The sequence below is a fragment of the Microbispora sp. NPDC088329 genome (assembly GCF_040685655.1).
In the GTDB taxonomy this organism is placed as follows: domain Bacteria; phylum Actinomycetota; class Actinomycetes; order Streptosporangiales; family Streptosporangiaceae; genus Microbispora.
Map to the genome: position 1 here is coordinate 55,603 of NZ_JBFBIP010000007.1, position 23,330 is coordinate 78,932.

The following is a 23,330-nucleotide window of genomic DNA, read 5'->3' on the forward strand; positions in this document are numbered from 1 at the left end:
TCGTACGGCCGAAGGATACGGTATTTCAGGCGATTGCATTATTTGACATGTCAGTCGCATTAATGGGCCCGCGGGAGGATCATGGCCATCGATTTCACGCTCGCCCCCGAGCACGAGGAGATACGCGCGCGGGTGCGGACGTTCGTCCAGGAGGTCGTGATCCCGGCGGTCAGGCCGTTCGAGGACTCGGAGGACAAGGCCCTCAGCCGCGAGGAGTACCTGCGCACGATCGTCGGCCTGCGCCGCAGGGCGAAGGAGGAGGGGCTCTGGCTGCCGCACATGCCCGAGGAGTGGGGCGGCATGGGCCTCGGCCACGTCGAACTGGCGATGGTGCAGGCCGAGGCGGCCAAGACCAGGCTCGGCCCCTGGGTGCTCAACTGCGCGGCTCCCGACGAGGGGAACATGCACACGTTGCTGCACTGGGGCACCGGCGAGCAGAAGGAGCGTTACCTGCGGCCGCTGCTCGACGGGGTGAAGATGTCGTGCTTCGCGATGACCGAGCCCGAGGTGGCCGGCTCCGACCCGACCCTCATCCGTACGCACGCCGTCAAGGACGGCGACGAATGGGTGATCAACGGGCACAAGTGGTTCATCTCGAACGCCCGCCGGGCGAGTTTCGCCATCCTGATCGCGAAGACCGAGTTCGACCTGCCCGAGGGCGCCCGGGGCGCCAACACGGCCTTCCTCGTGGACCTGCCCGCCGACGGCTGGAACGACGTACGCGAGATCGAGACCATGCACGGCTCGACCGGCCACAGCGAGATCGTCATCACCGACCTGCGCGTGCCGGATGCCGCCGTGCTCGGCGGGCGGGGCAACGGTCATCGGCTGGGCCAGCACCGTCTCGGCCCGGCCCGGCTGGCGCACTGCATGCGGTGGATATCGCAGGCGGAGACGGCGCTCGACATGATGGTGGGCAGGGCGCTGGACAGGTTCAGCCACGGGTCCCTGCTCGCCGACAAGCAGGGCGTGCAGTGGATGATCGCCGACTCGGCCATGGAGCTCTACCAGTGCAAGCTCATGGTGCTGCACGCCGCATCGAAGATCGACAAGGGTGAGGACTTCCGCACCGAGGTCTCGATGGCCAAGCACTTCGTCGCGAACAGTCTGAACCGGATCGTCGACCGGGCCATCCAGGTCCACGGAGCGCTCGGCTACTCCACCGACACCCCGCTGGCGCGCATGTTCCAGCACGCGCGATGGGCCCGTTTCGCCGACGGCGCCGACGAGATTCACCAGATGCGTATCGCGGAACGAACAATCGAGGCATATCGGGCCACCGGCTCCACCAGGGCCGCGACGGGAGGGCTGCCCCTGTGAACACCGACGACATCGCCGGCAAGGTCGCGCTCGTCACCGGAGGCGCGGGCGGCATCGGCGCGGGCGTGGCCCGCCGCCTGGCCGCCCGCGGCGCGCACGTCGTGCTGGCCGACGTCGACGCCGAGGCCGGTGCGCGCACCGCCGAGGAGATCGGCGCCGCCTTCGTCCGCACGGACGTGTCGCGGCTGGAGGACAACCAGGCCGCCGTCGCGCTCGCCGTCGAGCGGCACGGGCGGCTCGACCTCGCCTTCCTCAACGCCGGCGTCGCCTCGGGATTCGGGCTCGGCGAGGATTTCGACCTCGCCCGCTACCGGCGCGTGATGGGGGTCAACCTCGACGGCGTCGTCTTCGGCGTGCACGCCGCGCTGCCGGCGATGAGGACCGGAGGCGTGATCGTGGTCACCGCCAGCATGGCGGGGATCGTGGGCATTCCGCAAGATCCCGTCTACGCGGCCAACAAGCACGCGGTCGTCGGCCTCGTCCGCTCGCTCGGCCCGCAGTTGGAGCCCCTCGGCATCCGGGTGCAGGCGCTGTGCCCGTCGTTCGCGGACACCGCGATCCTGGACACCGACATCAAGGCGCTGCTGGACGAGATGAAGTTCCCCATCCTCGACGTCGGGACGGTCGTCGACGCGTTCTTCTCGCTGCTGGCGAGCGAGGGCACCGGCGAGTGCTGGTTCGTCGTGCCGGGCCGGGAGAGCCGGCCGTTCCTCTTCCGCCACGCCCCCGGCCCCCGCTGATCGGTCGGCGGCCGAAGTCGTGGGAGGAACGGCGCGCGAGGTCCGGTGATCGGTTCCCGATAATGTGTTCGCCAGGAGCCGCCGGGGCTGTGGCCGGGTGGAAGCGGAGCGAGGGCGAGCGCGATGAGCTGGGCGGACTTCCAGTACGAGATCTATCTCAACGGCATGACGGGGACCGTGCCCCGGTTGCCGACCGACCTGACCCGGCTTGAGGAGATGGCCGAGCGGAGGCTCGGCCCGGGCGCGGTGGGCTACGTCGCCGGGAGCGCGGGCAGCGGGCGCACCGAGCGCGCCAACCGTGAGGCGCTCGACCGCTGGCGGATCGTGCCGCGCATGCTCCGCGACGTGCGCGAACGTGACATGTCGGTGACCGTGCTCGGCAGAAGGCTGCCCGCGCCGCTGGCGCTGGCGCCGATCGGCGTGTTGTCGATCATGCATCCCGAGGCCGAGCGGGCCGCCGCCCGGGCGGCGGCCGCGGTGGGCGTGCCCTTCGCCTTGTCGTCGGCGTCCAGCACGCCGATGGAGGACGTGGCGGCGGCCATGGGGGAGGGCGAGCGCTGGTTCCAGCTCTACTGGGGCAAGGACCGCGAGGTCACTCTCAGCTTTCTCGCGCGGGCCAAGGCGGCGGGGTTCACCGTGCTCGTCGTCACCCTCGACACCCCGCTGCTGGCCTGGCGGCCCCGCGACCTCGACCAGGCGTATCTGCCGTTCCTGCGCGGTGTCGGCACCGCCAACTACTTCACCGACCCGGCGTTCCAGGCCGGGCTCGCCCGGCCCGTGCACGAGGACCCGAACGCCGCCGTCCTGCACTTCGTGGGGATGTTCGGCGACCCGGGCAAGACGTGGCCCGACCTCGCGCTGCTCCGCGAGCACTGGGACGGCCCGATCGTGTTGAAAGGCGTCCTGCACCCCGACGACGCCCGCCTGGCCGCCGACGCGGGAATGGACGGCGTCGTCGTCTCCAACCACGGCGGACGCCAGGTCAACGGCTCGATCGGGGCGGCCGACGCCCTGCCGGCCGTGGCCGACGCCGTGGCCGACCGGCTGACCGTGCTGTTCGACGGCGGCGTCCGCACCGGGGACGACGTCGTCAAGGCGCTCGCGCTCGGCGCGAGGACCGTGCTGCTCGGGCGTCCGTACGCGTACGGACTGGGCCTGGACGGCCAGGCGGGGGTGGAGCACGTGATCCGCTGCCTCCTGGCGGAAACCGATCTCACCCTGGCGCTGTCCGGGTGCGCCGGCGTCGCCGCGCTCACCCCCGACCTGCTCACCCGGCTCTGACGCGGCCCTCGCGCGACCGAGCCCCATGGTGCCCGGAAATTCCGCTGCCCCGGCGCTCCCCGTCAGAGCATGACGGCGTCATGATGCGGGCAACCAAACTGGTGGAGGTCGCCGAGTATCTGGTCGACACCGGGGAGCTGCGTACGCGTGGAGACCGGTGACCGGGGCCCGACGGTCAGCGGTGACAGCGGGGCGAGTCCGGCGGCGCCGCGGCCAGGCCGAAGGTCTCGAGCAGGCCGACGATCTCCAGGATTCTGCGGGCCATGCGGCCCGGCTCGACCACCGTGAGCCGGCATCCCACCTTGGCCGCGGCGGCCCGGCTCTTGAGCAGCGCGCGTACGCCGGACGCGTCGAGGAAGGTGACTCCCGCGAGGTCGATCTCGATGCGGTCCGGCCGCTGCCGCCGCAGGACGTCGAGAACGCCTCCGTGGAGGCGGCCGGCCGTGCACATGTCGATCTCCCCGCACGCGATGATCCGCGTCAGTCCGGTCCACGGGCTCGCGGCGGCTCCGCCGTGGGGTGCTTCCTGCCGGGGTGGCTCGTGCCCGGACGCGAAGGCGGGGGGAACTTCGGGACCCATTCGGTAGTCCCGTCGTTGCGGCCGACCGCATCCCCTCACTTCTGAAGGCCACGACCAGCCCAGACATGAGTAACCACAACCGGGCGGGCCAAGCCATTCCCGCGCCGGCGGCAAAACGATCGGGAGATCCGCACGGGTGGTGCCCGCGCGCCGGAAGCGGCGACGGGGGCCGCCGCCGCTTCCGCGTCCGGCGCGTCGATCAGGTGGCCGAGCCGATGTCCTCGGCCAGGGCCTCCTCCTCCAGTTCCTCCCGCCGCGCCGTGGCCGGGTCGGCGGCGGCCATCTCGGCCGCCTGCGCGCGCTCGGCCTCGCCGAGCTGCCGGTGCGCGGCGGTGAGGATCACCGCGCCGAGGAGCACGGCGGCGGCCCCCATGTAGAAAGGCGCGTGCTGACTGTCGAAGTGCTCGGCGAGCTTGCCCGCGACGAAGGGCGCGAGGCCGCCGCCGATGAAGCGGATGAAGCCGTACGCCGCGGAGGCGACCGGCCGCTCCACGGGGGAGACGGTCATGACCGCCTGAGTGGTGACGGTGTTGTTGACGCCGATGAAGATCCCCGCCACGATCACGCCGCAGATCACGACGACCCGGTTGTCGGTGAACAACGCGATCATCAGGATGTCGAGGCTGAACAGCACCAGGTTGGCGTACAGCGTGCGGGCGATGCCGAAACGGGCCTGCAACCGCGGGGCGCCGAAGACCGAGAAGATCGCGACGAGGATTCCCCAGGCGGTGAAGACGAGGCCGAGCTGGTGCTCGTCGAGCTCCATCGGGTACGGCGCGTAGCCCAGCACGGTGAAGAAGCCCCAGTTGTAGCAGAGCGCGGTCAGGCCCAGGATGAGCAGACCGCGGTGGCGCAGGGCCTTGATCGGGTCGGCGACGCTGGTCCTCCTCGCCGGCGTGGGCAGGGGACGGACCAGGACCACGGTGGCGATCAGGGCGATCGCCATCAGGACGGCCACGCCGTAGAACGGGCCGCGCCAGCTGATGCCGCCGAGGGTGCCGCCGAGCAGCGGGCCGACCGCGATGCCGACGCCGAGCGCGGTCTCGTACAGGATGATCGCCCCGGCGAAGCCGCCGCTGCTGGACGCGACGATGACGGCGAGTGAGGTGGCGATGAACAAGGCGTTGCCGAGGCCCCAGCCGGCCCGGAAGCCGACGATGCCGCCGATCCCGCCGGACGCACCGGCCAGCGCGGCGAACACCACGATCAGGGCGAGACCCGCGATGAGCGTGCGCTTGGCGCCGATCCGGCTGGAGACCCAGCCGGTGATCAGCATGGCCACCGCGGTGACGACCAGGTAGCTCGTGAACAGCAGCGACACCTGGCTGGGCGTGGCGTGCAGCTTCTCGCTGAGGGCCGGCAGGATCGGGTCCACCAGCCCGATCCCCATGAAGGAGATCACGCAGGCGAAGGCGACGGCCCAGACCGCCTTCGGCTGCTTGAAGGGATTGGAGACGGGGGCATGAGCAGAGCTCACCGGACCTCCTGGTAGTAGCGAGGGGGAGCCGACCGGCCCCTACTCCTGGGGCGCGCTCTGGAGGAGACGCCGGAGCAGGGGGAGGAACTCGCCGGCGACCCGCGTCAGCTCGCGCAGTTCGCCGGGGGGCAGCGTGCCGAGCATCTCGTCGAGCCGCTCTCTGCGCCGGCGGCGCCGTTCGGCCAGCAGCGCGCGGCCCGCGTCGGTGACGCCGACCAGCACCGCCCGGCCGTCCTGAGCGTCGACGCCGCGGCTCACCAGCCCTTCGCGTTCCAGGCGCTGCACGAGCTGGGTCATCGACGGCTGGGTGACGCCCTGCTCCGCGGCGAGCGCGCTGAGCCGTGCCGGGCCGTTCCGGTCCAGGTACGACAGGGTCGTCGCGGCCGTGAGGCTGATCTCACGCGTGGACAGCCGTCGTACGGCGAGCACCGCGAGGTCGTCCAGGACGGCCGAGACCGCGTGCGAATCCTCGGAGTGATCGGCGCTCGGGGTGACGGACACAGGTGTTCCTCCGGACGGGACCGAATTTACATAGGAAGCCTATACAACTTCCCGGAACGCGGTACATCGCCCCCCTCGAACGTGACGAGTGCCCCCGGGGACGCCGCCCGCCCGGCGCGGGCGGGGGTCCTCACTACCGAACCGGTGAACGGCCCTCGGCGTCAGCCGCGCGTGGCCCGCGGCCAGCCGTGGCCCCAGCCGCCCTGTGCCATCGTCTGGAACGCCCACCCCTCCGGGGTGCGTACCAGTAGATCGCCGTAGTGCATGCTCTCCCTCCGGCCCTCGACCGTCATCGTCGCCACGGTCTCCACGAACACGAGGTTGGGGCTGAGAAAGTGCGGCGTCCGCACCGATTCCATGCCGAGCCCCGCCGTGCCGCCGCCCATGGCCTCCCGCATCGCCTCGACGTACTCCTCGCGCGTCCACTGCCGAACGGCGGCGAAGCCGCCCGGCACGTCGGTGGCGAGGTTCATCGGGAAGACCGCGAGGCCGGCCAGCTTCTCGATCTCGCCCCGCTCGGCGAGCGCGTCGTACTGGGCGAACCAGTCCTCGACGCTCTTCAGTTCCTCGTCGCTCGGCTTGTACACGAATACGCCCTCTCGTTGTCGTATTTCGTACCGTACATCATACGGAAGTCACGTGATCCGGATTTGTTCTCGGGGGCATGGGGCGTGGATCACCGGGTAGCCGTGGGTCCTGTACGTCGTGGAAGGCTCTGAACAGGAGGACCCATGGCCGCTCCGGTCGACTGGGGAAGAGGAGCGGCTGACGCCTGGTCGTCGGTCGCCACGTTCGTCCCCAAATTCCTCGCATTCGTCGTCGTCCTCGCGGTGGGCTGGCTGGTCGCCAAGGCGCTGCGCAAGGCGGTCGACGCCGTGCTCGACCGCGTCGGGTTCGACCGGTGGGCCGAGCGCGGCTGGGCGGGGCGGGCGCTGGCACGCGGCAAGTACGACGCGTCCGGCCTGCTCGCGACACTGGTCTACTACGGGATCCTGCTGATCACGCTGCAGATCGCCTTCTCCGTCTTCGGGCCCAACCCCGTCAGCGACCTGCTCGCCGGAGTGGTGGCGTGGCTGCCCAAGGCCGCCGTGGCGATCGTCATCATCGTGGTCGCCACCGCCATCGCCAGGGCCGTCAAGGACATCGTCACCGCCGCTCTGGGCTCCCTGTCGTACGGCCGGGCGCTGGCCACGATCGCGTCGGTGTTCATCGTCGGCCTCGGCGTCATCGCCGCGCTCAACCAGATCGAGGTCGCGACCACCGTCACCACTCCGGTGCTGATCGCGATCCTGGCCACCCTGGCCGGCATCCTCATCGTGGGCGTCGGCGGCGGCCTGGTCCGGCCGATGCAGCAGCGCTGGGAGCACTGGCTGAATCGGGCGGAGGCCGAGACCGACACCATCCGCGCCCAGGCCGCGGCCTACAGCAGGGGCCGCGCCGACGCGATGGAGACGGTCGACGTACGGCGTGCCGAGCAGCCCCGGCAGCAGCGGGTGGGAGCCTTCGCCCAGCCGCCCTCCACGGCGTACCCGCAGGGCGCCGCCCAGCCGCACAACGCCGGGGGCGCACAGAACATCGCAGGCGAGCAGAACATCGGGGGCGAGCCGGTGGCCCGGCCCGCGTATCCCGAGAGCACCCCGCCGGCCGCTCCGGGCGCCCCGACGACCCCCGTACCTCCGGCGGGCGCGGTCCCTCCGGCGGGCGCGGTCCCTCCGGCAAGCGCGGCCCCTCCGGCGGGAGCGGGTGACCGGATGCCGCAGGACGCGCCGGATGAGGTGGCGCGGCCCACCTCCTCCCGGCCGAATCCCCCGGAGGAGCCTCCGTCGCCGCGCCGGTGAGTCCGCCGCTGTTCGTCACAGTTCGCCGCGGGGCGTCCCCCTCTTGGGAGGGGCGCCCCGCCGCTGTGCCGGAAGGGAAGCGGCGCGGAGGTCAGACGGCTTCGGCGACGTCGAGCATCAGGCAGACGGCGCTCATGCGCAGGGCGGCGAAGTCGAGCGGCTGGTCCGGCCCGGGCGCCCGCCAGCCCTTCTCGCGGGCGCCGTCCCAGTAGCCGATCAGGTAGGCGAGCAGGGAGGCGGGCCCGACACGCTCGCCCAGCTCCGCGATGGCGTGCTTGACGGCGGTCATGTGCTGGTCCAGCGAGGCGAGAACCCCGGGATGCTGGTGCCGCAGGTCCAGCACGCGCTGCGCGAAGTCGGCGCGAATGCGGACAGGCCAGGACTGCTCGGACACAGAAGTCCCCCGGGGGATCAAGGGTGATGGGTGCCCCATCACGATAAGCGCCTCCGGGAGCACGGCGCTGCACAACGCGGTGCTCCGAACACCGTGCTCCACAACGAGGACGGATCGTCGGGCGAGCTCATGCCCGGAGCGGCCCGGCGGGCAGAGCCGCTGGAGTGAGCAGCATCACATCCGGGCGGGCAGCACCAGGACCGGCGGCCCCTGGCTCTCGCCGGAACCTCGAAAACGCCAAGCGTGGCGGTGAGCGGGTGGACGGGAACGCGTATCCCGGGCCGTTCCCCTTCAGGGCGGCACCGGTGTCGCCTCCCGCCCCGATTCGGGGAGCGCGAGCCTGCGGCGGCTACCCGAACGGCGCTCGCATCCGATCAGAGTTCGGGTGACGTGGTGCTGGAGCCGCGGACGACGAGCGTGGTCGGCAGGATCCGGGGCGGCGGGGCGTCCGCGCCGTCGATCATGGAGACCACCGCCTCCGCGGCGGCGGTGCCGAACCCGGCCATGTCCTGGGCGACGGTGGTCAGCCCCGGCGGCACGAGCGCGGCCACCTCGATGTCGTCGAACCCGACCAGGGCGATGTCCTCGGGCACCTTGAGGCCGGCCTCGCCGATCGCGCGCAGCGCGCCGACGGCCATCTCGTCGCCCGCGACGAACACGGCGTCGGGCCGCTCGTCCGCCTCCAGCAGGCGGCGCATGGCGGCGTGGCCGCCCGACAGGTAGAAGTCGCCCTCGACCACGAACTCGGGCCGGTACGGCAGCCCCAGCCGGGTCAGTTCGTCCTGGTAGCCCTGCAGGCGCTCGGCGCCCGGCCGCGTGTGCGCCGGGCCGGTGATCGTGGCGATCGCCCGCCGTCCCCGCTCGTGCAGGTGCCGTACGGCCAGGCGGGCGCCGCCGACGTTGTCCGAGGTCACGTAGGTGGTGCGGGGGCCCTGTACCGGACGGTCGAGGCTGACGCAGGGGACGCCCGATTCGGCCAGCCGGCGCAGGGAGGGATCCCAGGTTCCACTGTCGATCATGACGACGCCGTCGAGGTTGTGCCTGCGCACGGCGCGCACGTGGGCGTCGTCGGTCCCCTCTCCGCTCGTGGCCAGCATGAGCAGGTGATATCCGCGCCCGCTGAGCGCCGTCTTCAGGCCGATGAGGATCTCCTGGAAGAACGGGTGCCGCCAGCCGGGACGGCGGTGGTCGGTGTCCCACACCAGGCCGACCATGAAGGACTTCTTGGTGGCCAGGGTGCGGGCGGACTCGTTGGGCAGGTAGCCGATCTGGCGCGCCGTCCGCAGGACCTGCTCCCTGGTCTTCGCGTTCACAACCTCCGGGTTGTTGAACGCGCGGGAGACGGTCGCGGGAGACACGCCGCACAGGCGCGCCAGCTCTCTGATCGTTGCCACGGATCAAACGCTATCGCATCTCGCTGTAACCGGTTTCATGTAACCGGTTTCTCCAAAATAGGCAACCCCTATCGGTGTCGTCAACCAATAATCGGAATTTCCTCCGGTGACGTTTCCGTGACTTGACAACAACCCGCCTCCTTCTGTGTGATTACGGGCACCGGCCGGCGCTTTCTCGTTGCCACGGGCTCGGCCGCCGTCGTGTCTCGCAGCCGCTTCCCTTTTCTCCTGCGAGGGAGTTCAGGTGTCCGCTGCGGAACTCCGTCTGCCCGCGTGTGTGCCCGCCGTACGGCTCGGCGGGTCCCGCGGCTGCCGGGGGACGGCCCATCGCCCGTACGGCCTGCCGCCGTGTCCGGGCTGTTCATCCGAGCGGGCACGGAACCTGGAGTGAACAGGGAATGACGGCGACCGACGAACGCCTCGCGATGCCGCGGACCTTCCCCGCCGGCTTCGTGTGGGGCACGGCCACCGCGGCGTACCAGATCGAGGGGGCCGTCGACATCGACGGCCGGGGGCCCTCGATTTGGGACACCTTCTGCCGGGTGCCCGGCGCGGTGGCACGGGGCGAGTCGGGCGAGTTCGCCTGCGACCACTATCACCGCTGGCAAGGGGATGTCGATCTCATGAAGGACCTGGGGGCGGGGGCCTACCGATTCTCTGTGGCATGGCCCAGGGTGCTGCCCGACGGCCGCGGACCGGTGAACCGGCGCGGGCTGGACTTCTACCGGCGGCTCGTGGACGCCCTGCGCGAGGGCGGCATAGAGCCCTATGTGACCCTCTATCACTGGGACCTGCCCCAGGCGCTGGAGGACCGCGGGGGCTGGCGGGTCCGCGACACCGCCGAGCGCTTCGCCGACTACGCCGAGGTGATGTACGACGCCCTCGGCGAGTCGGTCTCGAACTGGATCACGCTGAACGAGCCGTACTGCTCGGCCATCGTCGGCTACGGCGAGGGGCGGCACGCGCCGGGCGCCACGGAGGGGCACGGTGCGCTGGCCGCGGCGCACCACCTGCTGCTCGGTCACGGCCTGGCCGTCGCGCGTCTGCGCGAGATGGCCAGGCCGGGTCAGCAGGTCGGGGTGACGCTCAACATGTCGCCGACGGTGCCGGTGACCGCCGTGCCTCAGGACGTCCAGGCCGCACGCCGGATGGACCTGCTGGTCAACCGGCAGTTCACCGAGCCGCTCTTCGGCGGGGGCTACGCCGCCGACATGGCCGAGACGTTCGGCCGGATCACCGACTTCTCCTTCCGCCGGGACGGCGACCTGGAGATCATCGGCACGCCGGTGGACTTCCTCGGGGTGAACTACTACTACCGCCTGCACGTGGAGGCGGCGCCGTACGACGAGCCCGACCCGTCCCGGCGCTCGGCGTTCGACCTGGGCGCGCGGACCGTGACGCCGGAGCACGCGCGCACCAGCGGGCTGGGCTGGGTGGTGGAGCCGGAGGGGCTGTACGAGACCCTGGTCGGGCTGACCTCCCGCTATCCGGACCTGCCGCCCGTCTACATCACGGAGAACGGGTACGGCGACGACGGCGCGCTCGAGGACGCCGGGCGCGTCGACTACCTGCGCGACCACCTGGCCGCGACCCACGACGCGATGACGGCGGGCGCGGACGTGCGGGGCTACTTCTGCTGGTCGCTGATGGACAACTTCGAGTGGGCGCGGGGCTACTCCGCCAGGTTCGGCCTGGTGCACGTGGACTACGCCACCCAGGAGCGCACGCCGAAGGCCAGCTTCCACTGGATGCGCGACTTCATCGCCGATCCGGTCGTCACGGCCCCTGTCACCGCCAGTCCCGTCACCACCGAGCCGGTCGACATCCTGGTCGCCGGCACTCCCAGGGGTGATCGTCCGGCGGGAGACTGAGGGCCGGAACCGACGCGGTGACCGAGTTGACCGGTGTGCGTGGAGTATGCCGGTCAATTCCCCCTTTGGTGCGCCGAATCCCGATTAATCAGCTACGTTGTGATCAACGTACGAGCGCACCAGGGCAGGACAGATGAACATGGAGCAGGGTCCGCCGGGAATCGATGTGACGGTTCCGAGCGTCGCCCGGATCTACGACTACCTCCTCGGCGGCAAGGACAACTTCGCCGTCGACCGGGCGGCGGCCGAGAAGCTCATCGAGCTGACTCCGAACGCGCGAGAGGGTGTGCAGACCAACAGGCGCTTCATCCGCCGGGCGGTCACCCTCATGGCCCGGGAGGGCATCCGCCAGTTCCTCGACATCGGCGCCGGGCTGCCGACGCAGGAGAACGTCCACCAGGTCGCGCTCCGCGAAGCTCCGGACTCGCGGGTCGTCTACGTCGACAACGACCCGATCGTGCTCGCCCACGGCAGGGCCCTGCTGGCCGACAACGGGCAGACGATCGTCGTGGACGGCGACCTGCGCGAGCCCGAGGCGATCCTCGACGACCCCCGGATCAACGAGCACATCGACTTCGGCAAGCCGGTGGGCCTGCTCATGGTGGCCGTGCTGCACTTCGTCCCCGGCACCGAGGACGCCGAGCGCGTCGTCGCCGCGCTGCGCGACCGGCTGGCCCCCGGCAGCGCGATGGCCATCAGCCACCTGTCGTACGGCGACCTCGACGAGGAGAAGATCCGCGAGGGACGCGAGCTGTACAAGAACACCTCCGCCGGGGCGGTCACCCCGCGGACCCACGCCGAACTGCTGCGGTTCTTCGACGGGTTCGAGCTGGTGAAGCCGGGCCTGGTCGTGACCGAGGAGTGGCGTCCCGAGCCCGACGAGCCGAAGCTGCCGAGGATTCCCGGCGTGGACGGCTACGCCGGCGTCGGCCTGCTGCGCTGACCGGGCCGCGCCGGGCGGCGCAGACGGCCCGCCGCGGGCGAGCGGCGGGCCGGTCGCCCGATCAGGCGGCCGCGATCCACAGGTCGGGGCCGAACACCTCGTAGTGGACGCCGGAGGCGGGCACACCGCGCTCGACCAGCTGCGCGCGTACGGCCCGCATGAACGGCAGCGGCCCGCAGAGGCAGGCCACGACGTCGCCGGGCAGGTCGATCGCCGACAGATCGGCCCGGCCCGCGGCGACGGCCGGGTCGTCAGCGAGCCGCGCGGGCAGCTCCTCGTACCACCGGTGCAGGGTGGCGCCGGGCAGCGCCGCGACCAGGTCCGCGAGTTCCTCGCGGTGCACGTGGGCCTCGGGGGAGCGGTCGGCGTGCACGACCACCACTCGCCGGTCCGACCCGGTGGCGGCGAGGTGATCGAGCATCGACAGCACCGGGGTGACCCCGATCCCCGCCGAGGCGAGCAGCAGCGGGCCGTCGCCTCCGGGCAGGGTCAGGTCGCCGAAGGGCGCGGAGACCGCGAGCACGTCACCGGCCCGGACATGGTCGTGCAGCCAGGCGGAGACCTCGCCCTCGGGGGCGCCCTCGCCGCGCACCCGCTTCACCGTGATCCGCCAGTCGCCGCGCTCCGGGGCGTTCGACAGGCTGTACTGCCGGATCTGCCGCGCCCCGTCGGGCAGCGTCACCTGGACGCTGACGTACTGCCCCGGCAGGAAGGACATCGGGGTGTACGGGCGCAGGAGGAGGGAGACCACCTCCGCCGTCTCGTCGCGCCGCTCGATCACCGTGGCGCGGGTCCAGCCCTGGCCCGCCTCGCGGTAGAGGTCGCGCTCCAGGCCGATCAGCGTCTCGGCCATGAGCCAGTAGACCTCGTCCCACGCCTGGCCGACCTCGGGCGTGACGGCGTCGCCCAGCACCTCGCCGATCGCGCCGAACAGATACTTGTGCACCACGGCGTACTGCTCCTCGGTGACGCCGAGGGAGGCGTGCTTGTTGGCGATCCTGGACAGCATCGTGCCGGGCAGCTCGCCGGGGCGCTCCACCAGCGCGGTCGCGAACGCGGCGATCGAGCCCGCCAGCGCCACGCGCTGCTCGCCGTTGGCCTGGTTACCCCGGTTGAACAGGTCGCGCAGCAGCTCGGGGTTGTCGGCGAACAACGTGTCGTAGAAGCGGGCGGTGATGTCCGTGATCGCGCCCGCGATCACGGGCAGGGTGGCGCGGACGGTCGTGGCCGACTCCGGGGAGAGCACAGGATCCTCCAAATTGGTATCTATGATGCGAATTTAACGCCGTGGACGTGGCGTCTTCTCCTGGTTGCGACGTTCAGATGAGAGTGAGCAGCACCGGCCTCGACGGCGAGGAGACCAGCTGGTCCACGGTGATCGGGTCGAGGGAGGCGTAGAAGGCCTGCTGCGCCGCACGCAGCGCGCCGCGAAGGCTGCAGGCGGCCCGCAACGGGCAGGGGGTCTCCCCCTCGCAGGTCACGACCTCCTCCTCTCCTTCCAGCTCGCGGACCAGCCAGCCGATCGAGGCCGTACGGCCGAACCCGGTCAGCTCCAGGCCGCCCCCGCGCCCCCGGCGGGCCTCCACGACGCCGAGATGCTGCAGGCGGGCGATGGCCTTGGCGGTGTGGTTGTAGGGGATCGCCATCGCCTCGGCCACCTGGCGGGTGGTGAGCGACGCCCCCGGTTCCAGGACCGCCAGGCGCATGGTGACACGGAGGGCCAGGTCCGTGAACTTCGTCAACCGCACACATCGACGCTAGCAAATCGGTATTTGTCACTCCAATTTGGGGTGCTCGTACGCGGGCCGAAGTTTGTCGGTGGGCGGTTCTAGGGTGGGGCGGCACAGGATCCGCGACGAGAACGGGAACGCCATGACGACCCTTACCGATCGTCCGAACACCGCCCTGCTGGTCATCGACGTGCAGAACGGAGTGATGGCGGGCGCCCTCAGCCGCGACGCGGTGATCGCGAACATCGACACCCTGGTCGGCAAGGCGCGCGCGGAGGACGTGCCGGTGATCTGGGTGCAGCACTCCGACGACCACGAGCTCAAGCGGGACAGCGAGAACTGGCAGTACGTGCCGGAGCTGGTCCGTCGCGGCGCGGAGCCGCTCGTCCACAAGAGGTACGGCGACTCGTTCGAGGACACCGAGCTGGAGGCGCTGCTCGCCGAGCGCGGGGTGGGCAGGCTCGTCGTCACCGGCGCCCAGACGGACGCGTGCGTTCGCTCGACCCTCCACGGAGCCTTCGTCCGCGGGTACGACGTGACGCTGGTCGGCGACGCGCACACCACCGAGGACCTCACCGCATACGGAGCGCCGGCCCCGGAACAGGTGATCGCGCACACGAACCTCTACTGGCAGTGGCAGAGCGCCCCAGGCCGCCGTGCGGGGACCGTCCCCACGGCCGAGGTGACCTTCGCGGCCGACGCGGACTGAGCCGTCGCCGAGGTTCCGGCGCGGCTGAGGGGGCATCACCCGGGGTGAGCGGGCCGCCTGCGGGGGACGGCGCCGCCGTCGAACGTGAGTGTGGTGAACGTGACCGCAGCCGCCTGTCCCGAGGACCTCGTCCGGGCCGTCCGGGCGGCGGGCGTCCGCGACGAGCGGCTGGTCCAGGCCGTGCGCTCGACCCCGCGGGCCGGTTTCGTCCCCGTCGAGCACGTCGCCCACGCGTACGAGGACGTGCCGATCCCCATCGCGCACGGGCAGGTGACCACCCAGCCGTCGCTGTCGGCGACGATGATCGAGGGACTGGGACTCACCGGCCGGGAACACGTGCTGGAGGTCGGCAGCGGCCTCGGGTACCAGACCGCGCTGCTCGCCCGCATGGCCGCCGACGTGGTCAGCGTCGAGCTGTGGCCCGACCTCGTGCGGGGGGCCCGGCGCAACCTCGCCAGGCAGGGAATCCGCAACGCGGAAGTGCGCGTCGGCGACGGCGGCCAGGGGGTGGCCGAGCACGCGCCCTACGACGCCGTCATCGTCTCGGCCGCCTTCCCCACGGTCCCCGCGCCCCTGGTCGAGCAGTTGCGGCTCGGCGGCCGTCTCGTGCAGCCGATCGGCAGCGGCGGACGGGAGGAGGTCGTGCTGTTCGAGCGCACCGTCATCGGACTCGAACCGCGCCAGGTCCTCACGCTGGCCCGCTTCGTCCGCCTCCACGGCCGCTACGGCTACCCCTCCTGACCGTACGGCCGATCTCCCGCGACGGTTCGACAGGGCGCGGTCACACGGCCCGTTCACACGGCCCCTTCACAGGGCCCGTCCACAGGGCGCGACGGCTCAGCGGGTGCCGGGGATACGGTCGGCGAGGGCGGCGTGGCGGTCCCGGAGCTCACGCTTGAGGATCTTGCCGCTCGGGTTCTTCGGCAGCGCGTCCACGAACGCGACGGCCTTGGGCACCTTGAACGCGGCGAGCCGCGCCCGGACGTGGGCCCGCAGCTCCTCCTCGGTGACGCTCACGCCCGGCTTGGTCACCACGATCGCGACGACGGCCTCGATCCAGCTCGGGTGGCGGACCCCGACGACGGCCACCTCCGCGACCGCGGGGTGCTCGTAGACGACCTCCTCCACCTCGCGGCCGGCGACGTTCTCCCCACCGGTTTTGATCATGTCCTTGATCCGGTCGACGACCGTCAGGTAGCCCTCCTCGTCCATCACCCCGAGGTCGCCGGAGTGGAACCAGCCGCCGCGGAACGCCTCGGCGGTCTTCTCGGGGTCGTCCAGATAACCGAGGATCGCGTGCGGGCTGCGGTGCACGATCTCGCCGATCTCCCCGGCAGGGACGTCGTCGCCGTCGGCGTCCACGACCCGGGTCTCGACGTTCAGGGCGGCCCGGCCTGCCGAGCCCGCCTTGCGGATCTGGTCCTCCGGCTGGAGCATCACCGCGACCGGCGCCATCTCGGTCTGGCCGTAGAAGTTCCACAGGCGCACGTCCGGCAGCCGCTCGCCGATCTCCCTCAGCACCTCGACCGGCATGATCGCCGCGCCGTAGTAGCCCTTGCGCAGCGAGGACAGGTCGCGCCGGTCGAAGTCCGGGTGGCGCAGCAGCGAGATCCAGACCGTGGGCGGCGCGAAGAACTTGGTCACCCCGTGGCGCTCGATCGCCTCCAGCACGGCGGCGGGGTCGGCCCCGGGGAGGATGTGGCTGGAGGCGCCGAGCTGGATGTCCGGCACCAGGAAGCAGTGCTGCTGGGCGCAGTGGAACAACGGCATCGCGTGCAGCTCGACGTCGTCGCGGGTCATGCCGCCGTCGATGACGCAGCTCGCGTACTGCGCGATCAGTGCGGCGTGGGACAGCACGGCGCCCTTCGGGCGTGACTCCGTGCCCGAGGTGTAGAGGATCTGCGCGGGATCATCGGGCCCGATCGGCACGACCGGCTCGGCCACGTCCTCCTGAAGCAGGGCGTCGAACGGCTCCCAGCCCTCCCGCGGTGCCGGGCCGTACACCATGCGCAGCCGCAGCCCGCCGGCCTGCTCGGCCGCGTCCCGCGCCACCGGCAGCAGCGCGTCCTGAGCGATCAGCGCGACCGCGCCGGAGTGGGACAGCACGTAGGCGATCTCGTCGGCCCCGAGCATGAAGTTGACCGGCACGAGGACGGCCCCGGCGCGGGCCACGCCGAAGATGGTCCGCACGTAGTCCACGCTGTTGCGCGACAGCACCGCCACGCGGTCTCCGGGACGCACTCCGCGGGCGGCCAGCGCGCCCGCCACCCGTGTCACGTCCTCGTCGAGCCCGCCATACGTACGGGACCGGGCCGTTCGGGATTGGGCCGCGTCCGCCACGGCCAGGCGGCCGGGGTGGCGCCGGGCCGAGCGCCGGAGCAGGTCCGCGAGTGAGTGACGGCGGGCGAGTGCGACATCCGGCGAGGCGGGGGACATGAGCGGCTCCAGCACCAGAACAGAGGAAACTTCTGGATCAGCCTAGTCGGGGGCGTGATAGTCGTGTTCGCATGTCGATCACGGATGAGGAACTGGCCCTGACGGCGGCGCAGGCCGGAGCCGCCGTCGTGCGCGCCATGTACGGAGCGTCGCTGACCCGCGTCGCGAAGTCCGCGGGCGACTTCGCCACGGCCGCGGACATCGAAGCGGAGAAGGCCATCCTCGACGTCATCCGCGCGGCGCGTCCGGACGACGCCGTGACGGGGGAGGAGAGCGGACGCACCGGGCGGAACGGCGCGGAGCGGATGTGGCTGGTCGATCCCCTGTGCGGCACGCTGAACTACGCCGCCCGCAGCATGCTCGTCGCGGTGAACGTCGCCCTGCGCATCGGCCCGGCGGTCACGGCGGCGGCCTGCGCCGATCCGTTCGCCGATGAGGTGTTCTGGACGGACGGCGTTCACACGTACGTCCGCCGCGAAGGCGTGGACGAACGGCTCACGCCGTCGGCGGACTCGCGACTGGTGGACGTCAACCTCGATCCGCCGTTTCCGAACGCGCCGGCTTTCCGGGCCGCCCGCCTCCTCGCCGACCCGGGTTTCGCCGAGCGCTTCCGCCCGCGAGTCGTCTCCACCACTCTCGCGGTGACGTGGGTCGCCGCCGGACGTCGCGCCGCGTACGTCACCGACGGTCATCTGCGCGACAGCGTGCACTTCGCGAGCGGGATCGCGCTGTGCGAGGCCGCCGGGTGTGTGGTGACCGGCATCCGGGGCGAGCCGCTGCACACCGGCGCGGGCGGACTGGTCGTGGCGGCCGACCGGCGGACGCACACCGCTTTGCTGGAAATCATCGCCCGCGGCGGTCGGTGAGCACGTCTTTCAAGCGGTCATCGTCCGCGGTGGTCGGTGAGTACGCCTTCAGGCGGTCGTCGCCCGCGCTGGTCGGTGTGAAGCGGAACATCGGCACGGCCACCCGTGTCAGTGCCATGACCGCGCCCGCCGGCAGCGCCGCCCAGACGGGGAAGCTTCGGGGAGCCCGAGCCGCCCGTGTCCCGAGCCGCCCGGATGCGGGCGGCCGGTGTCCGGGTGGGTCAGATGCTCTCGGGCTCGCCCTCGTCCACCCGGTAGGTCGTCTCCCAGGAGGCGCCGCAGTGGCAGCTGCTCAGCTCCAGCAACTGCCCGTCCTCGCTGACGGCGTAACCGTCGTTGAGGCGGACGTGGACGTGAACGCTCATGGGGCCGCCTTTGCCGTCGATGGTTTCCGAGTAGCCCGGGCACCAGAGGGCCGATAGGGCGTACAGAGAACTATGTAATGATTTGACTGATTTGGGCAAGACGAAGACGCCCTGGGTTCGTAGCGGCCGGGCTGGAGGGGCCGCGGCATCCCGCACGGCGCGATCCTCTGTTGGACGGCATGACGTCGGGCCCGCAGGATAGGACAAAGACTCTGATCCGTGTACTCGAAGGAGGACTTTCCATGCGGACTCGCCGCATCGGCGACGTGCAGGTCGGCGCGATCGGTCTCGGGGGCATGCCGATGTCCATCGAGGGGCGGCCCGACGAGCAGCGCTCCATCGCGACCATCCACGCGGCGCTGGACGCCGGGGTGACGCTGATCGACACGGCCGACGCCTATCACCTGCACGCTGACGAGGTGGGCCACAACGAGTCGCTGATCGCCAAGGCCCTGGCGAGCTACGGCGGGGACGCCTCGGACGTGCTGGTCGCCACCAAGGGCGGGCACCTGCGCCCGGGTGACGGCTCGTGGACGCTCGACGGCTCGCCCGACCACCTCAAGCAGGCCTGCGAAGCCTCGCTCAAGCGGCTCGGCGTCGACGCGATCGGCCTCTACCAGTTCCACCGGCCCGACCCGCGGGTGCCGTACGAGGACTCGGTCGGGGCGATCCGCGACCTGCTGGACGCGGGCAAGATCCGCTACGCCGGCATCTCGAACGCGAACCCCGAGCAGATCCGCCAGGCGGGCGACATCCTCGGCGGCCGCCTGGTCAGCGTGCAGAACCAGTTCTCCCCGGCCTTCCGCTCCAGCGAGCCGGAGCTCGAGCTGTGCGCGGAGCTGGGCATCGCGTTCCTGCCCTGGAGCCCGCTCGGCGGCATCTCCAAGGCAGGCGAACTGGGCTCGCGCTTCGCGCCCTTCGCGGAGGTGGCGCGGGCCCACAACGTGAGCCCGCAGCAGGTGTGCCTGGCCTGGATGCTGGCCAAGGCGCCGGTGGTCATCCCCATCCCCGGCTCGTCGCGGCCGGAGACGATCCTCGACTCGGTCAAGGCGGTCGACCTGGAGCTGTCGCCCGAGGAGCTCACCCGGCTGGAGACCGCGGGCTGAGGATCGATCACTCGTCCGCCCACTGCCGATGCCGGGCCGCCGCCGCCAGGGCGGCGGCCCGGGCCGTCTCGGTCGGCGTGAACGGCAGGCCGGGCCGCCGCGCCACCAGGACACCCCCGGTGTCCACGGCAACGGTCATCACGGTCGGTCCTCCCTCGGGGTCCGGCTCGCCGGGGCCGCGCCACCGGACCTCGGCCGTGCGCAGCAGCTCGGTCATGGCGGCGACCAGCTCGCCCGGGTCGTCGCGTACGCGCTGAGCCAGCAGCAGCGCCTGGATGCCGGGATCGATGAGGTCCCTGACCTGGGCGGGGACGATCACGGCGTCCGCTCCGCCCGCCCGGTCGACCGCGCGCCACAGGTCGAGGGGCGTGAGCGTGGCCGGGGCCTCGACGATGAACTCGTCCAGGGCGTCGGAGCCTCCCGGTGTCATCGCCGCGCTGCCCGCGGGCGCGATCTGCAGGGCGAGGATGTTGCAGCGCAGCCGGGCGAAGGCCCCCGCGAGCGCGGCGAGACGGCCGGGGCGCTCGGCGACCCTGGCCCGCACCCGCCACAGGCTCGTGGGCTGCCCGGCCCCGGCGTGGACGCGCGGCCTCAGGCCTCCCGACGACGACAGCCGCCTGTGCGCGGCCGAGCCGAGGATCAGCGCCAGGCCGAGGCCGACGAGGACCACCGGGCCGGGGTCCCGGTGGCCGAGCAGGGTGGTGAGCACGTGGGCGAGGCCGACGGCGAGGAAGAGCGCGGCCAGCTCCGCGATCTCCCGCCGCCACGATCGGACGCCGTGGTGGTGCGGATGCGGGTGGCCGGGATGCGGGTGACGGGGATCCGGGTGCCGGGAATCCGGCCGGCGGGGACGCGGGCCGGGAGACGCGTGCCCGCCCCCGTCGGCGGCATTTCTCGGTTCGCTCATACCCGGAAGTCTGACCAGACGTTGTTACGTGGTCACCGTCCGTGGAATGTCGCCCACATTAATCCGCTTTCACATGGCCGCCGTTTTCACGGCCAGATCATCAGCGTGCCGGTAAGCCCGTTCTGACCCACAGGCAGAACGGGTGCCCCGCCGGGTCGAGGTAGACCCGCACGTCGTCCTGCGGCTGGTAGCCGGCGAGGGTCGCGCCCGCCTCGACGGCGTGGGCTCCGGCCGTGTCGAGGTCGTCCACCTCGATGTCCAGGTGGAGCATCATCTGCTGTTCCCCGGGCTTCGCGGGCCATGCGGGCCGCTCGTACAGCTTCTCCGTCTGGAACGACAGGCCCGTGCCGCCACCGGGTTCACGCAACGTCACCCAGCCGGGCTCGTCGTCGTCGATCGGCCAGCCCATCAGCCGCTGGTAGAAGAGCGCCAGCTCGCGTGCGTCGGGTGCGTTGAGCACCGCCGCTGTCAGGGTCATGCGTGGCGTCATGCGTCCTCCTGGAATCTCCTCAGGGTGCCGCTGCCCCATTGCCCGCGGGGGAATCGCAGGACATGATCTTCACGCCATGAATCCGCGGGAGTGATCCCATCGGCGAGGAGCGGGCATATGGACGATCGCGAACAGTTGCCGGCGGGAATCGATCCCACCGTCCCCAGCATCGCCCGGATGTACGACTACTACCTGGGCGGCACGGACAACTTCCCGGCCGACCGCGAGGCCGCCGAGAAGATGCTCGCCTTCGGCCGCCAGATGGGCAACGACGGGCGGGAGATCGCGCGGGAGAACCGCGGCTTCCTCCGCCGTGCCGTACGGCACCTGGCCCGGTCGGGCGTCACCCAGTTCATCGACATCGGCGCCGGGCTGCCCACGCAGGAGAACGTCCATCAGGTCGCGCAGCGGCACGCCCCGGGATCGCGGGTGGTGTACGTCGACAACGATCCCGCCGTCCTCGTCCACGCGCGGGCGTGGCGGCCCGACGTCCCCTGGGACGTGCCGACGGACCCGGGCGACTCCGGCATCCTGGGAGCCGTCGGCCGCAAGCCCTGACCGGGCGCCGGATCCGTCGCCGATCGACGCCGCGGACGATCAGGCGCTGATCGCCTTCTTGTAGAGGCGGGTCGCCAGCGGGATGAACACGACCAGGATGACGGTGATCCAGAGCAGCGATGCCGGGACGGCGTGCTGGAGAGGCCAGGCGTCCGAGGTCTTCATGGCGGTGCTGGTGTTGCCGAAGAGCTCGCGTGCGGCCTGGGTGATGGTGGAGACCGGGTTCCACTCGGCGACGACGCGGAGCGGCGTGGGCAGCGCGGAGCTGTCGAGGAAGGCGTTGGAGACGAACATCAGCGGAAAGGAGACCGTGGACGCGATGTTGTTGAAGCTCTCCGGGGTGCGCAGGGTCAGCGCGACGGCCGCGGTGAACCAGGAGAACGCGTAGGCGAACAGCAGCAGCAGCCCGAAACCGAGGACGGCCTCGTGGGGCGGGGTGTGCACCCGCCAGCCGACGATCAGTCCCATCACCGCCATGACGACCAGGCTGGCGAGGTTCATCAGCAGGTCGCTGACGGTCTGGCCGATCAGCACCGCGGACGGGGCCATGGGCAGCGAGCGGAACCGGTCGAAGATGCCCTTCTGCAGGTCCAGGGTCAGCGTGTAGCCGGTGATCTGCGCGCTCACGATCACTGCCTGGACGAAGATGCCGGGGAGCAGGAACTCCCGATATGACATTCCCGGAACGTCGATGACGCTGCCGAAGACGTAGGCGAACAGCAGCACGAGCACGATCGGAAGCGTGATGACGCTACCGAGCAGGTCCGGCGAGCGCCTGATCTTCAGGGTGTTGCGCCTGGCGATGGTCCAGCCGTCGGCGAAGGACATGGTGAGCGCGTTCATCGGATGGCCTCCCGGGCCTGGGGGTCGGTGCCGGACGCCTGGTGCCCGGTCAGGGTGAGGTAGACGTCGTCGAGGGTGGGCCGTCGCAGGCCGGCGTCGCGCACTCGGACCCCGGCGTCGGCGAGCCGGCCGAGGACCTGGCGGAGCGACTCGGGGCCGTCGGCGACCGGGGCGGTGATCTGGAGCGATTCCGGCACGGTCCGCACGGCGCCCACGGCGAACGGGGCGAGGGTCCGCCGGGCGGTCTCCAGCTCGGCGGCGTCGGTCACGGTCAGTTCGATGCGGTTGCCGCCGACCTGGTCTTTGAGTTCGTCGGCGGTGCCGCGGGCGATGGCGCGGCCGTGGTCCACCACCATGATCTGGTCGGCGAGGTGGTCGGCCTCCTCCATGTACTGGGTGGTGAGCAGCAGCGTGCTGCCGCCCGCGACGAGTTCGGAGATGGTGTCCCACAGCGCGGCGCGGGCGCGGGGGTCGAGGCCCGTGGTGGGCTCGTCCAGGAACAGCACCGGCGGGTCGGCGACCAGGGCGCCGGCGAGGTCGATGCGGCGGCGCATGCCGCCCGAGTAGCCCTTCACCGGACGGTCCGCGGCGTCGGTGAGATCGAAGCGTTCGAGCAGCTCACGGGCGCGGGCCTTGCTGCGCCTCGCGCCGAGGTGGTACAGCCGCCCGATCATCTCCAGGTTCTCGGCGCCGGTGAGGTGCTCGTCGACGGCGGCGTACTGGCCGGACAGCCCGATCGACGAGCGCAGGCGCCGGGCGTCGCCGACGACGTCGCATCCGGCGACGGTGGCGCGGCCGCCGTCGGGGCGCAGCAGCGTGGTCAGGACCCGCACCGTCGTGGTCTTGCCGGCGCCGTTCGGGCCGAGCAGGGCGAGCACCGTCCCTCGCGGGACGGAGAAGCTGAGCCCGTCCAGGGCCTTCACCTCGCCGTATCTCTTGACCAGTCCTTCGGCGGTGATCGCGTCGCTCATGGGGGCTCCT

The 23,330-nt window shown here is 71.4% G+C and carries 24 protein-coding genes and 1 pseudogene; 11 read left to right on the forward strand and 14 right to left on the reverse strand.

Features of this window, described 5'->3' with window-relative positions; genetic code table 11:
- Positions 1–81 precede the first annotated feature (81 nt).
- From AB0O28_RS15785 to AB0O28_RS15795, 3 genes are all read left to right on the forward strand, one after another.
- Complete coding sequence (locus AB0O28_RS15785; protein WP_363640555.1) at positions 82–1,320, forward strand: acyl-CoA dehydrogenase family protein; 1,239 nt, start codon at positions 82–84, stop codon at positions 1,318–1,320.
- Positions 1,317–2,060: an SDR family NAD(P)-dependent oxidoreductase gene (locus AB0O28_RS15790; protein ID WP_363640557.1), complete on the forward strand. Its 744-nt coding sequence runs from the start codon at positions 1,317–1,319 to the stop codon at positions 2,058–2,060. The genes AB0O28_RS15785 and AB0O28_RS15790 overlap by 4 nt, the downstream gene beginning before the upstream one ends.
- Before the next feature lie 123 nt (positions 2,061–2,183).
- Complete coding sequence (locus AB0O28_RS15795; protein ID WP_363640559.1) at positions 2,184–3,341, forward strand: lactate 2-monooxygenase; 1,158 nt, start codon at positions 2,184–2,186, stop codon at positions 3,339–3,341.
- A gap of 175 nt (positions 3,342–3,516) precedes the next feature.
- On the opposite strand, the gene AB0O28_RS15800 is transcribed toward AB0O28_RS15795, so the two are convergent.
- The 4 genes from AB0O28_RS15800 to AB0O28_RS15815 form a co-directional block, all read right to left on the reverse strand.
- Complete coding sequence (locus tag AB0O28_RS15800; protein ID WP_363640561.1) at positions 3,517–3,921, reverse strand: STAS domain-containing protein; 405 nt, start codon at positions 3,919–3,921, stop codon at positions 3,517–3,519.
- Between the two features lie 199 nt (positions 3,922–4,120).
- Positions 4,121–5,398: an MFS transporter gene (locus AB0O28_RS15805; protein ID WP_363640563.1), complete on the reverse strand. Its 1,278-nt coding sequence runs from the start codon at positions 5,396–5,398 to the stop codon at positions 4,121–4,123.
- Between the two features lie 39 nt (positions 5,399–5,437).
- Positions 5,438–5,899 carry a MarR family winged helix-turn-helix transcriptional regulator gene (locus AB0O28_RS15810; protein WP_363640565.1) on the reverse strand — a complete coding sequence of 154 codons (462 nt, stop codon included), beginning with the start codon at positions 5,897–5,899 and terminating at the stop codon, positions 5,438–5,440.
- Positions 5,900–6,060: 161 nt separating this feature from the next.
- Positions 6,061–6,486: a nuclear transport factor 2 family protein gene (locus AB0O28_RS15815; RefSeq protein WP_363640567.1), complete on the reverse strand. Its 426-nt coding sequence runs from the start codon at positions 6,484–6,486 to the stop codon at positions 6,061–6,063.
- Between the two features lie 144 nt (positions 6,487–6,630).
- Between AB0O28_RS15815 and AB0O28_RS15820 the strand changes: the two genes are divergently transcribed.
- Positions 6,631–7,737, forward strand: a complete 1,107-nt coding sequence (locus tag AB0O28_RS15820) for a hypothetical protein (RefSeq protein ID WP_363640569.1) — start codon at positions 6,631–6,633, stop codon at positions 7,735–7,737.
- Positions 7,738–7,828: 91 nt separating this feature from the next.
- Here AB0O28_RS15820 and AB0O28_RS15825 read toward each other — a convergent pair whose 3' ends face one another.
- Both AB0O28_RS15825 and AB0O28_RS15830 read right to left on the reverse strand, forming a co-directional pair.
- Positions 7,829–8,131 carry a DUF6401 family natural product biosynthesis protein gene (locus tag AB0O28_RS15825; protein WP_363640571.1) on the reverse strand — a complete coding sequence of 101 codons (303 nt, stop codon included), beginning with the start codon at positions 8,129–8,131 and terminating at the stop codon, positions 7,829–7,831.
- Between the two features lie 374 nt (positions 8,132–8,505).
- Positions 8,506–9,525 carry a LacI family DNA-binding transcriptional regulator gene (locus AB0O28_RS15830; protein WP_363640573.1) on the reverse strand — a complete coding sequence of 340 codons (1,020 nt, stop codon included), beginning with the start codon at positions 9,523–9,525 and terminating at the stop codon, positions 8,506–8,508.
- A gap of 398 nt (positions 9,526–9,923) precedes the next feature.
- Between AB0O28_RS15830 and AB0O28_RS15835 the strand changes: the two genes are divergently transcribed.
- A complete protein-coding gene (locus AB0O28_RS15835; RefSeq protein ID WP_363640575.1) occupies positions 9,924–11,396 on the forward strand; it encodes a GH1 family beta-glucosidase in 1,473 nt (490 codons plus the stop codon).
- Between the two features lie 139 nt (positions 11,397–11,535).
- On the forward strand, positions 11,536–12,339 hold the full coding sequence (locus AB0O28_RS15840) for an SAM-dependent methyltransferase (RefSeq protein WP_363640577.1): 804 nt from the start codon (positions 11,536–11,538) through the stop codon (positions 12,337–12,339).
- 61 nt (positions 12,340–12,400) lie between these two features.
- Here the strand turns inward: AB0O28_RS15840 and AB0O28_RS15845 are convergent, their stop codons facing one another.
- Both AB0O28_RS15845 and AB0O28_RS15850 read right to left on the reverse strand, forming a co-directional pair.
- The gene (locus AB0O28_RS15845) at positions 12,401–13,585 is read right to left on the reverse strand and encodes a globin domain-containing protein (RefSeq protein WP_363640579.1); all 1,185 of its coding nucleotides are present in this window, start codon (positions 13,583–13,585) and stop codon (positions 12,401–12,403) included.
- 73 nt (positions 13,586–13,658) lie between these two features.
- On the reverse strand, positions 13,659–14,087 hold the full coding sequence (locus tag AB0O28_RS15850) for an Rrf2 family transcriptional regulator (RefSeq protein ID WP_363640581.1): 429 nt from the start codon (positions 14,085–14,087) through the stop codon (positions 13,659–13,661).
- 124 nt (positions 14,088–14,211) lie between these two features.
- Between AB0O28_RS15850 and AB0O28_RS15855 the strand changes: the two genes are divergently transcribed.
- Both AB0O28_RS15855 and AB0O28_RS15860 read left to right on the forward strand, forming a co-directional pair.
- Entirely contained in the window at positions 14,212–14,778 is a 567-nt protein-coding gene (locus AB0O28_RS15855; protein ID WP_363640583.1) for a cysteine hydrolase family protein, read from the forward strand.
- Between the two features lie 93 nt (positions 14,779–14,871).
- Positions 14,872–15,519 (forward strand): protein-L-isoaspartate(D-aspartate) O-methyltransferase, encoded by a 648-nt coding sequence (locus tag AB0O28_RS15860; protein ID WP_363640585.1) that lies wholly within the window; start codon positions 14,872–14,874, stop codon positions 15,517–15,519.
- A gap of 96 nt (positions 15,520–15,615) precedes the next feature.
- Here AB0O28_RS15860 and AB0O28_RS15865 read toward each other — a convergent pair whose 3' ends face one another.
- Positions 15,616–17,214 carry a fatty acyl-CoA synthetase gene (locus AB0O28_RS15865; RefSeq protein ID WP_363640967.1) on the reverse strand — a complete coding sequence of 533 codons (1,599 nt, stop codon included), beginning with the start codon at positions 17,212–17,214 and terminating at the stop codon, positions 15,616–15,618.
- Positions 17,215–17,285: 71 nt separating this feature from the next.
- Here AB0O28_RS15865 and AB0O28_RS15870 point away from each other — a divergent pair, with 71 nt between their 5' ends.
- Entirely contained in the window at positions 17,286–18,080 is a 795-nt protein-coding gene (locus tag AB0O28_RS15870) for an inositol monophosphatase family protein (RefSeq protein ID WP_363640586.1), read from the forward strand.
- A 221-nt stretch (positions 18,081–18,301) separates the two neighbouring features.
- On the opposite strand, the gene AB0O28_RS15875 is transcribed toward AB0O28_RS15870, so the two are convergent.
- Positions 18,302–18,445, reverse strand: a complete 144-nt coding sequence (locus AB0O28_RS15875) for a hypothetical protein (RefSeq protein ID WP_363640588.1) — start codon at positions 18,443–18,445, stop codon at positions 18,302–18,304.
- Between the two features lie 242 nt (positions 18,446–18,687).
- Here AB0O28_RS15875 and AB0O28_RS15880 point away from each other — a divergent pair, with 242 nt between their 5' ends.
- On the forward strand, positions 18,688–19,551 hold the full coding sequence (locus AB0O28_RS15880) for an aldo/keto reductase (protein WP_363640590.1): 864 nt from the start codon (positions 18,688–18,690) through the stop codon (positions 19,549–19,551).
- Positions 19,552–19,558: 7 nt separating this feature from the next.
- Here the strand turns inward: AB0O28_RS15880 and AB0O28_RS15885 are convergent, their stop codons facing one another.
- Positions 19,559–20,458 carry a hypothetical protein gene (locus AB0O28_RS15885; protein ID WP_363640592.1) on the reverse strand — a complete coding sequence of 300 codons (900 nt, stop codon included), beginning with the start codon at positions 20,456–20,458 and terminating at the stop codon, positions 19,559–19,561.
- A 100-nt stretch (positions 20,459–20,558) separates the two neighbouring features.
- Positions 20,559–20,948, reverse strand: coding sequence for a VOC family protein (locus AB0O28_RS15890; protein WP_363640594.1), 390 nt, complete (start codon positions 20,946–20,948; stop codon positions 20,559–20,561).
- A gap of 117 nt (positions 20,949–21,065) precedes the next feature.
- On the opposite strand from AB0O28_RS15890, the pseudogene AB0O28_RS15895 reads away from it, so the two are divergent.
- Positions 21,066–21,425 (forward strand): annotated as a pseudogene (locus AB0O28_RS15895) (SAM-dependent methyltransferase); the annotation flags it as partial.
- A gap of 120 nt (positions 21,426–21,545) precedes the next feature.
- Here the strand turns inward: AB0O28_RS15895 and AB0O28_RS15900 are convergent.
- Positions 21,546–22,349, reverse strand: a complete 804-nt coding sequence (locus AB0O28_RS15900) for an ABC transporter permease (RefSeq protein WP_363640597.1) — start codon at positions 22,347–22,349, stop codon at positions 21,546–21,548.
- Positions 22,346–23,320 (reverse strand): ATP-binding cassette domain-containing protein, encoded by a 975-nt coding sequence (locus tag AB0O28_RS15905; protein WP_363640599.1) that lies wholly within the window; start codon positions 23,318–23,320, stop codon positions 22,346–22,348. Before AB0O28_RS15905 ends, AB0O28_RS15900 begins: the two co-directional genes overlap by 4 nt.
- Positions 23,321–23,330 lie beyond the last annotated feature (10 nt).

Coding starts and splice junctions, on each gene's coding strand:
- AB0O28_RS15785 (WP_363640555.1), top strand. CDS start 82: ATGGCCATCGATTTCACGCTCGCCCCCGAGCACGAGGAGATACGCGCG.
- AB0O28_RS15795 (WP_363640559.1), top strand. CDS start 2,184: ATGAGCTGGGCGGACTTCCAGTACGAGATCTATCTCAACGGCATGACG.
- AB0O28_RS15800 (WP_363640561.1), bottom strand. CDS start 3,921: ATGGGTCCCGAAGTTCCCCCCGCCTTCGCGTCCGGGCACGAGCCACCC.
- AB0O28_RS15820 (WP_363640569.1), top strand. CDS start 6,631: ATGGCCGCTCCGGTCGACTGGGGAAGAGGAGCGGCTGACGCCTGGTCG.
- AB0O28_RS15835 (WP_363640575.1), top strand. CDS start 9,924: ATGACGGCGACCGACGAACGCCTCGCGATGCCGCGGACCTTCCCCGCC.
- AB0O28_RS15840 (WP_363640577.1), top strand. CDS start 11,536: ATGGAGCAGGGTCCGCCGGGAATCGATGTGACGGTTCCGAGCGTCGCC.
- AB0O28_RS15855 (WP_363640583.1), top strand. CDS start 14,212: ATGACGACCCTTACCGATCGTCCGAACACCGCCCTGCTGGTCATCGAC.
- AB0O28_RS15865 (WP_363640967.1), bottom strand. CDS start 17,214: ATGTCCCCCGCCTCGCCGGATGTCGCACTCGCCCGCCGTCACTCACTC.
- AB0O28_RS15870 (WP_363640586.1), top strand. CDS start 17,286: ATGTCGATCACGGATGAGGAACTGGCCCTGACGGCGGCGCAGGCCGGA.
- AB0O28_RS15875 (WP_363640588.1), bottom strand. CDS start 18,445: ATGAGCGTTCACGTCCACGTCCGCCTCAACGACGGTTACGCCGTCAGC.
- AB0O28_RS15880 (WP_363640590.1), top strand. CDS start 18,688: ATGCGGACTCGCCGCATCGGCGACGTGCAGGTCGGCGCGATCGGTCTC.
- AB0O28_RS15885 (WP_363640592.1), bottom strand. CDS start 20,458: ATGAGCGAACCGAGAAATGCCGCCGACGGGGGCGGGCACGCGTCTCCC.
- AB0O28_RS15890 (WP_363640594.1), bottom strand. CDS start 20,948: ATGACGCCACGCATGACCCTGACAGCGGCGGTGCTCAACGCACCCGAC.
- AB0O28_RS15900 (WP_363640597.1), bottom strand. CDS start 22,349: ATGAACGCGCTCACCATGTCCTTCGCCGACGGCTGGACCATCGCCAGG.
- AB0O28_RS15905 (WP_363640599.1), bottom strand. CDS start 23,320: ATGAGCGACGCGATCACCGCCGAAGGACTGGTCAAGAGATACGGCGAG.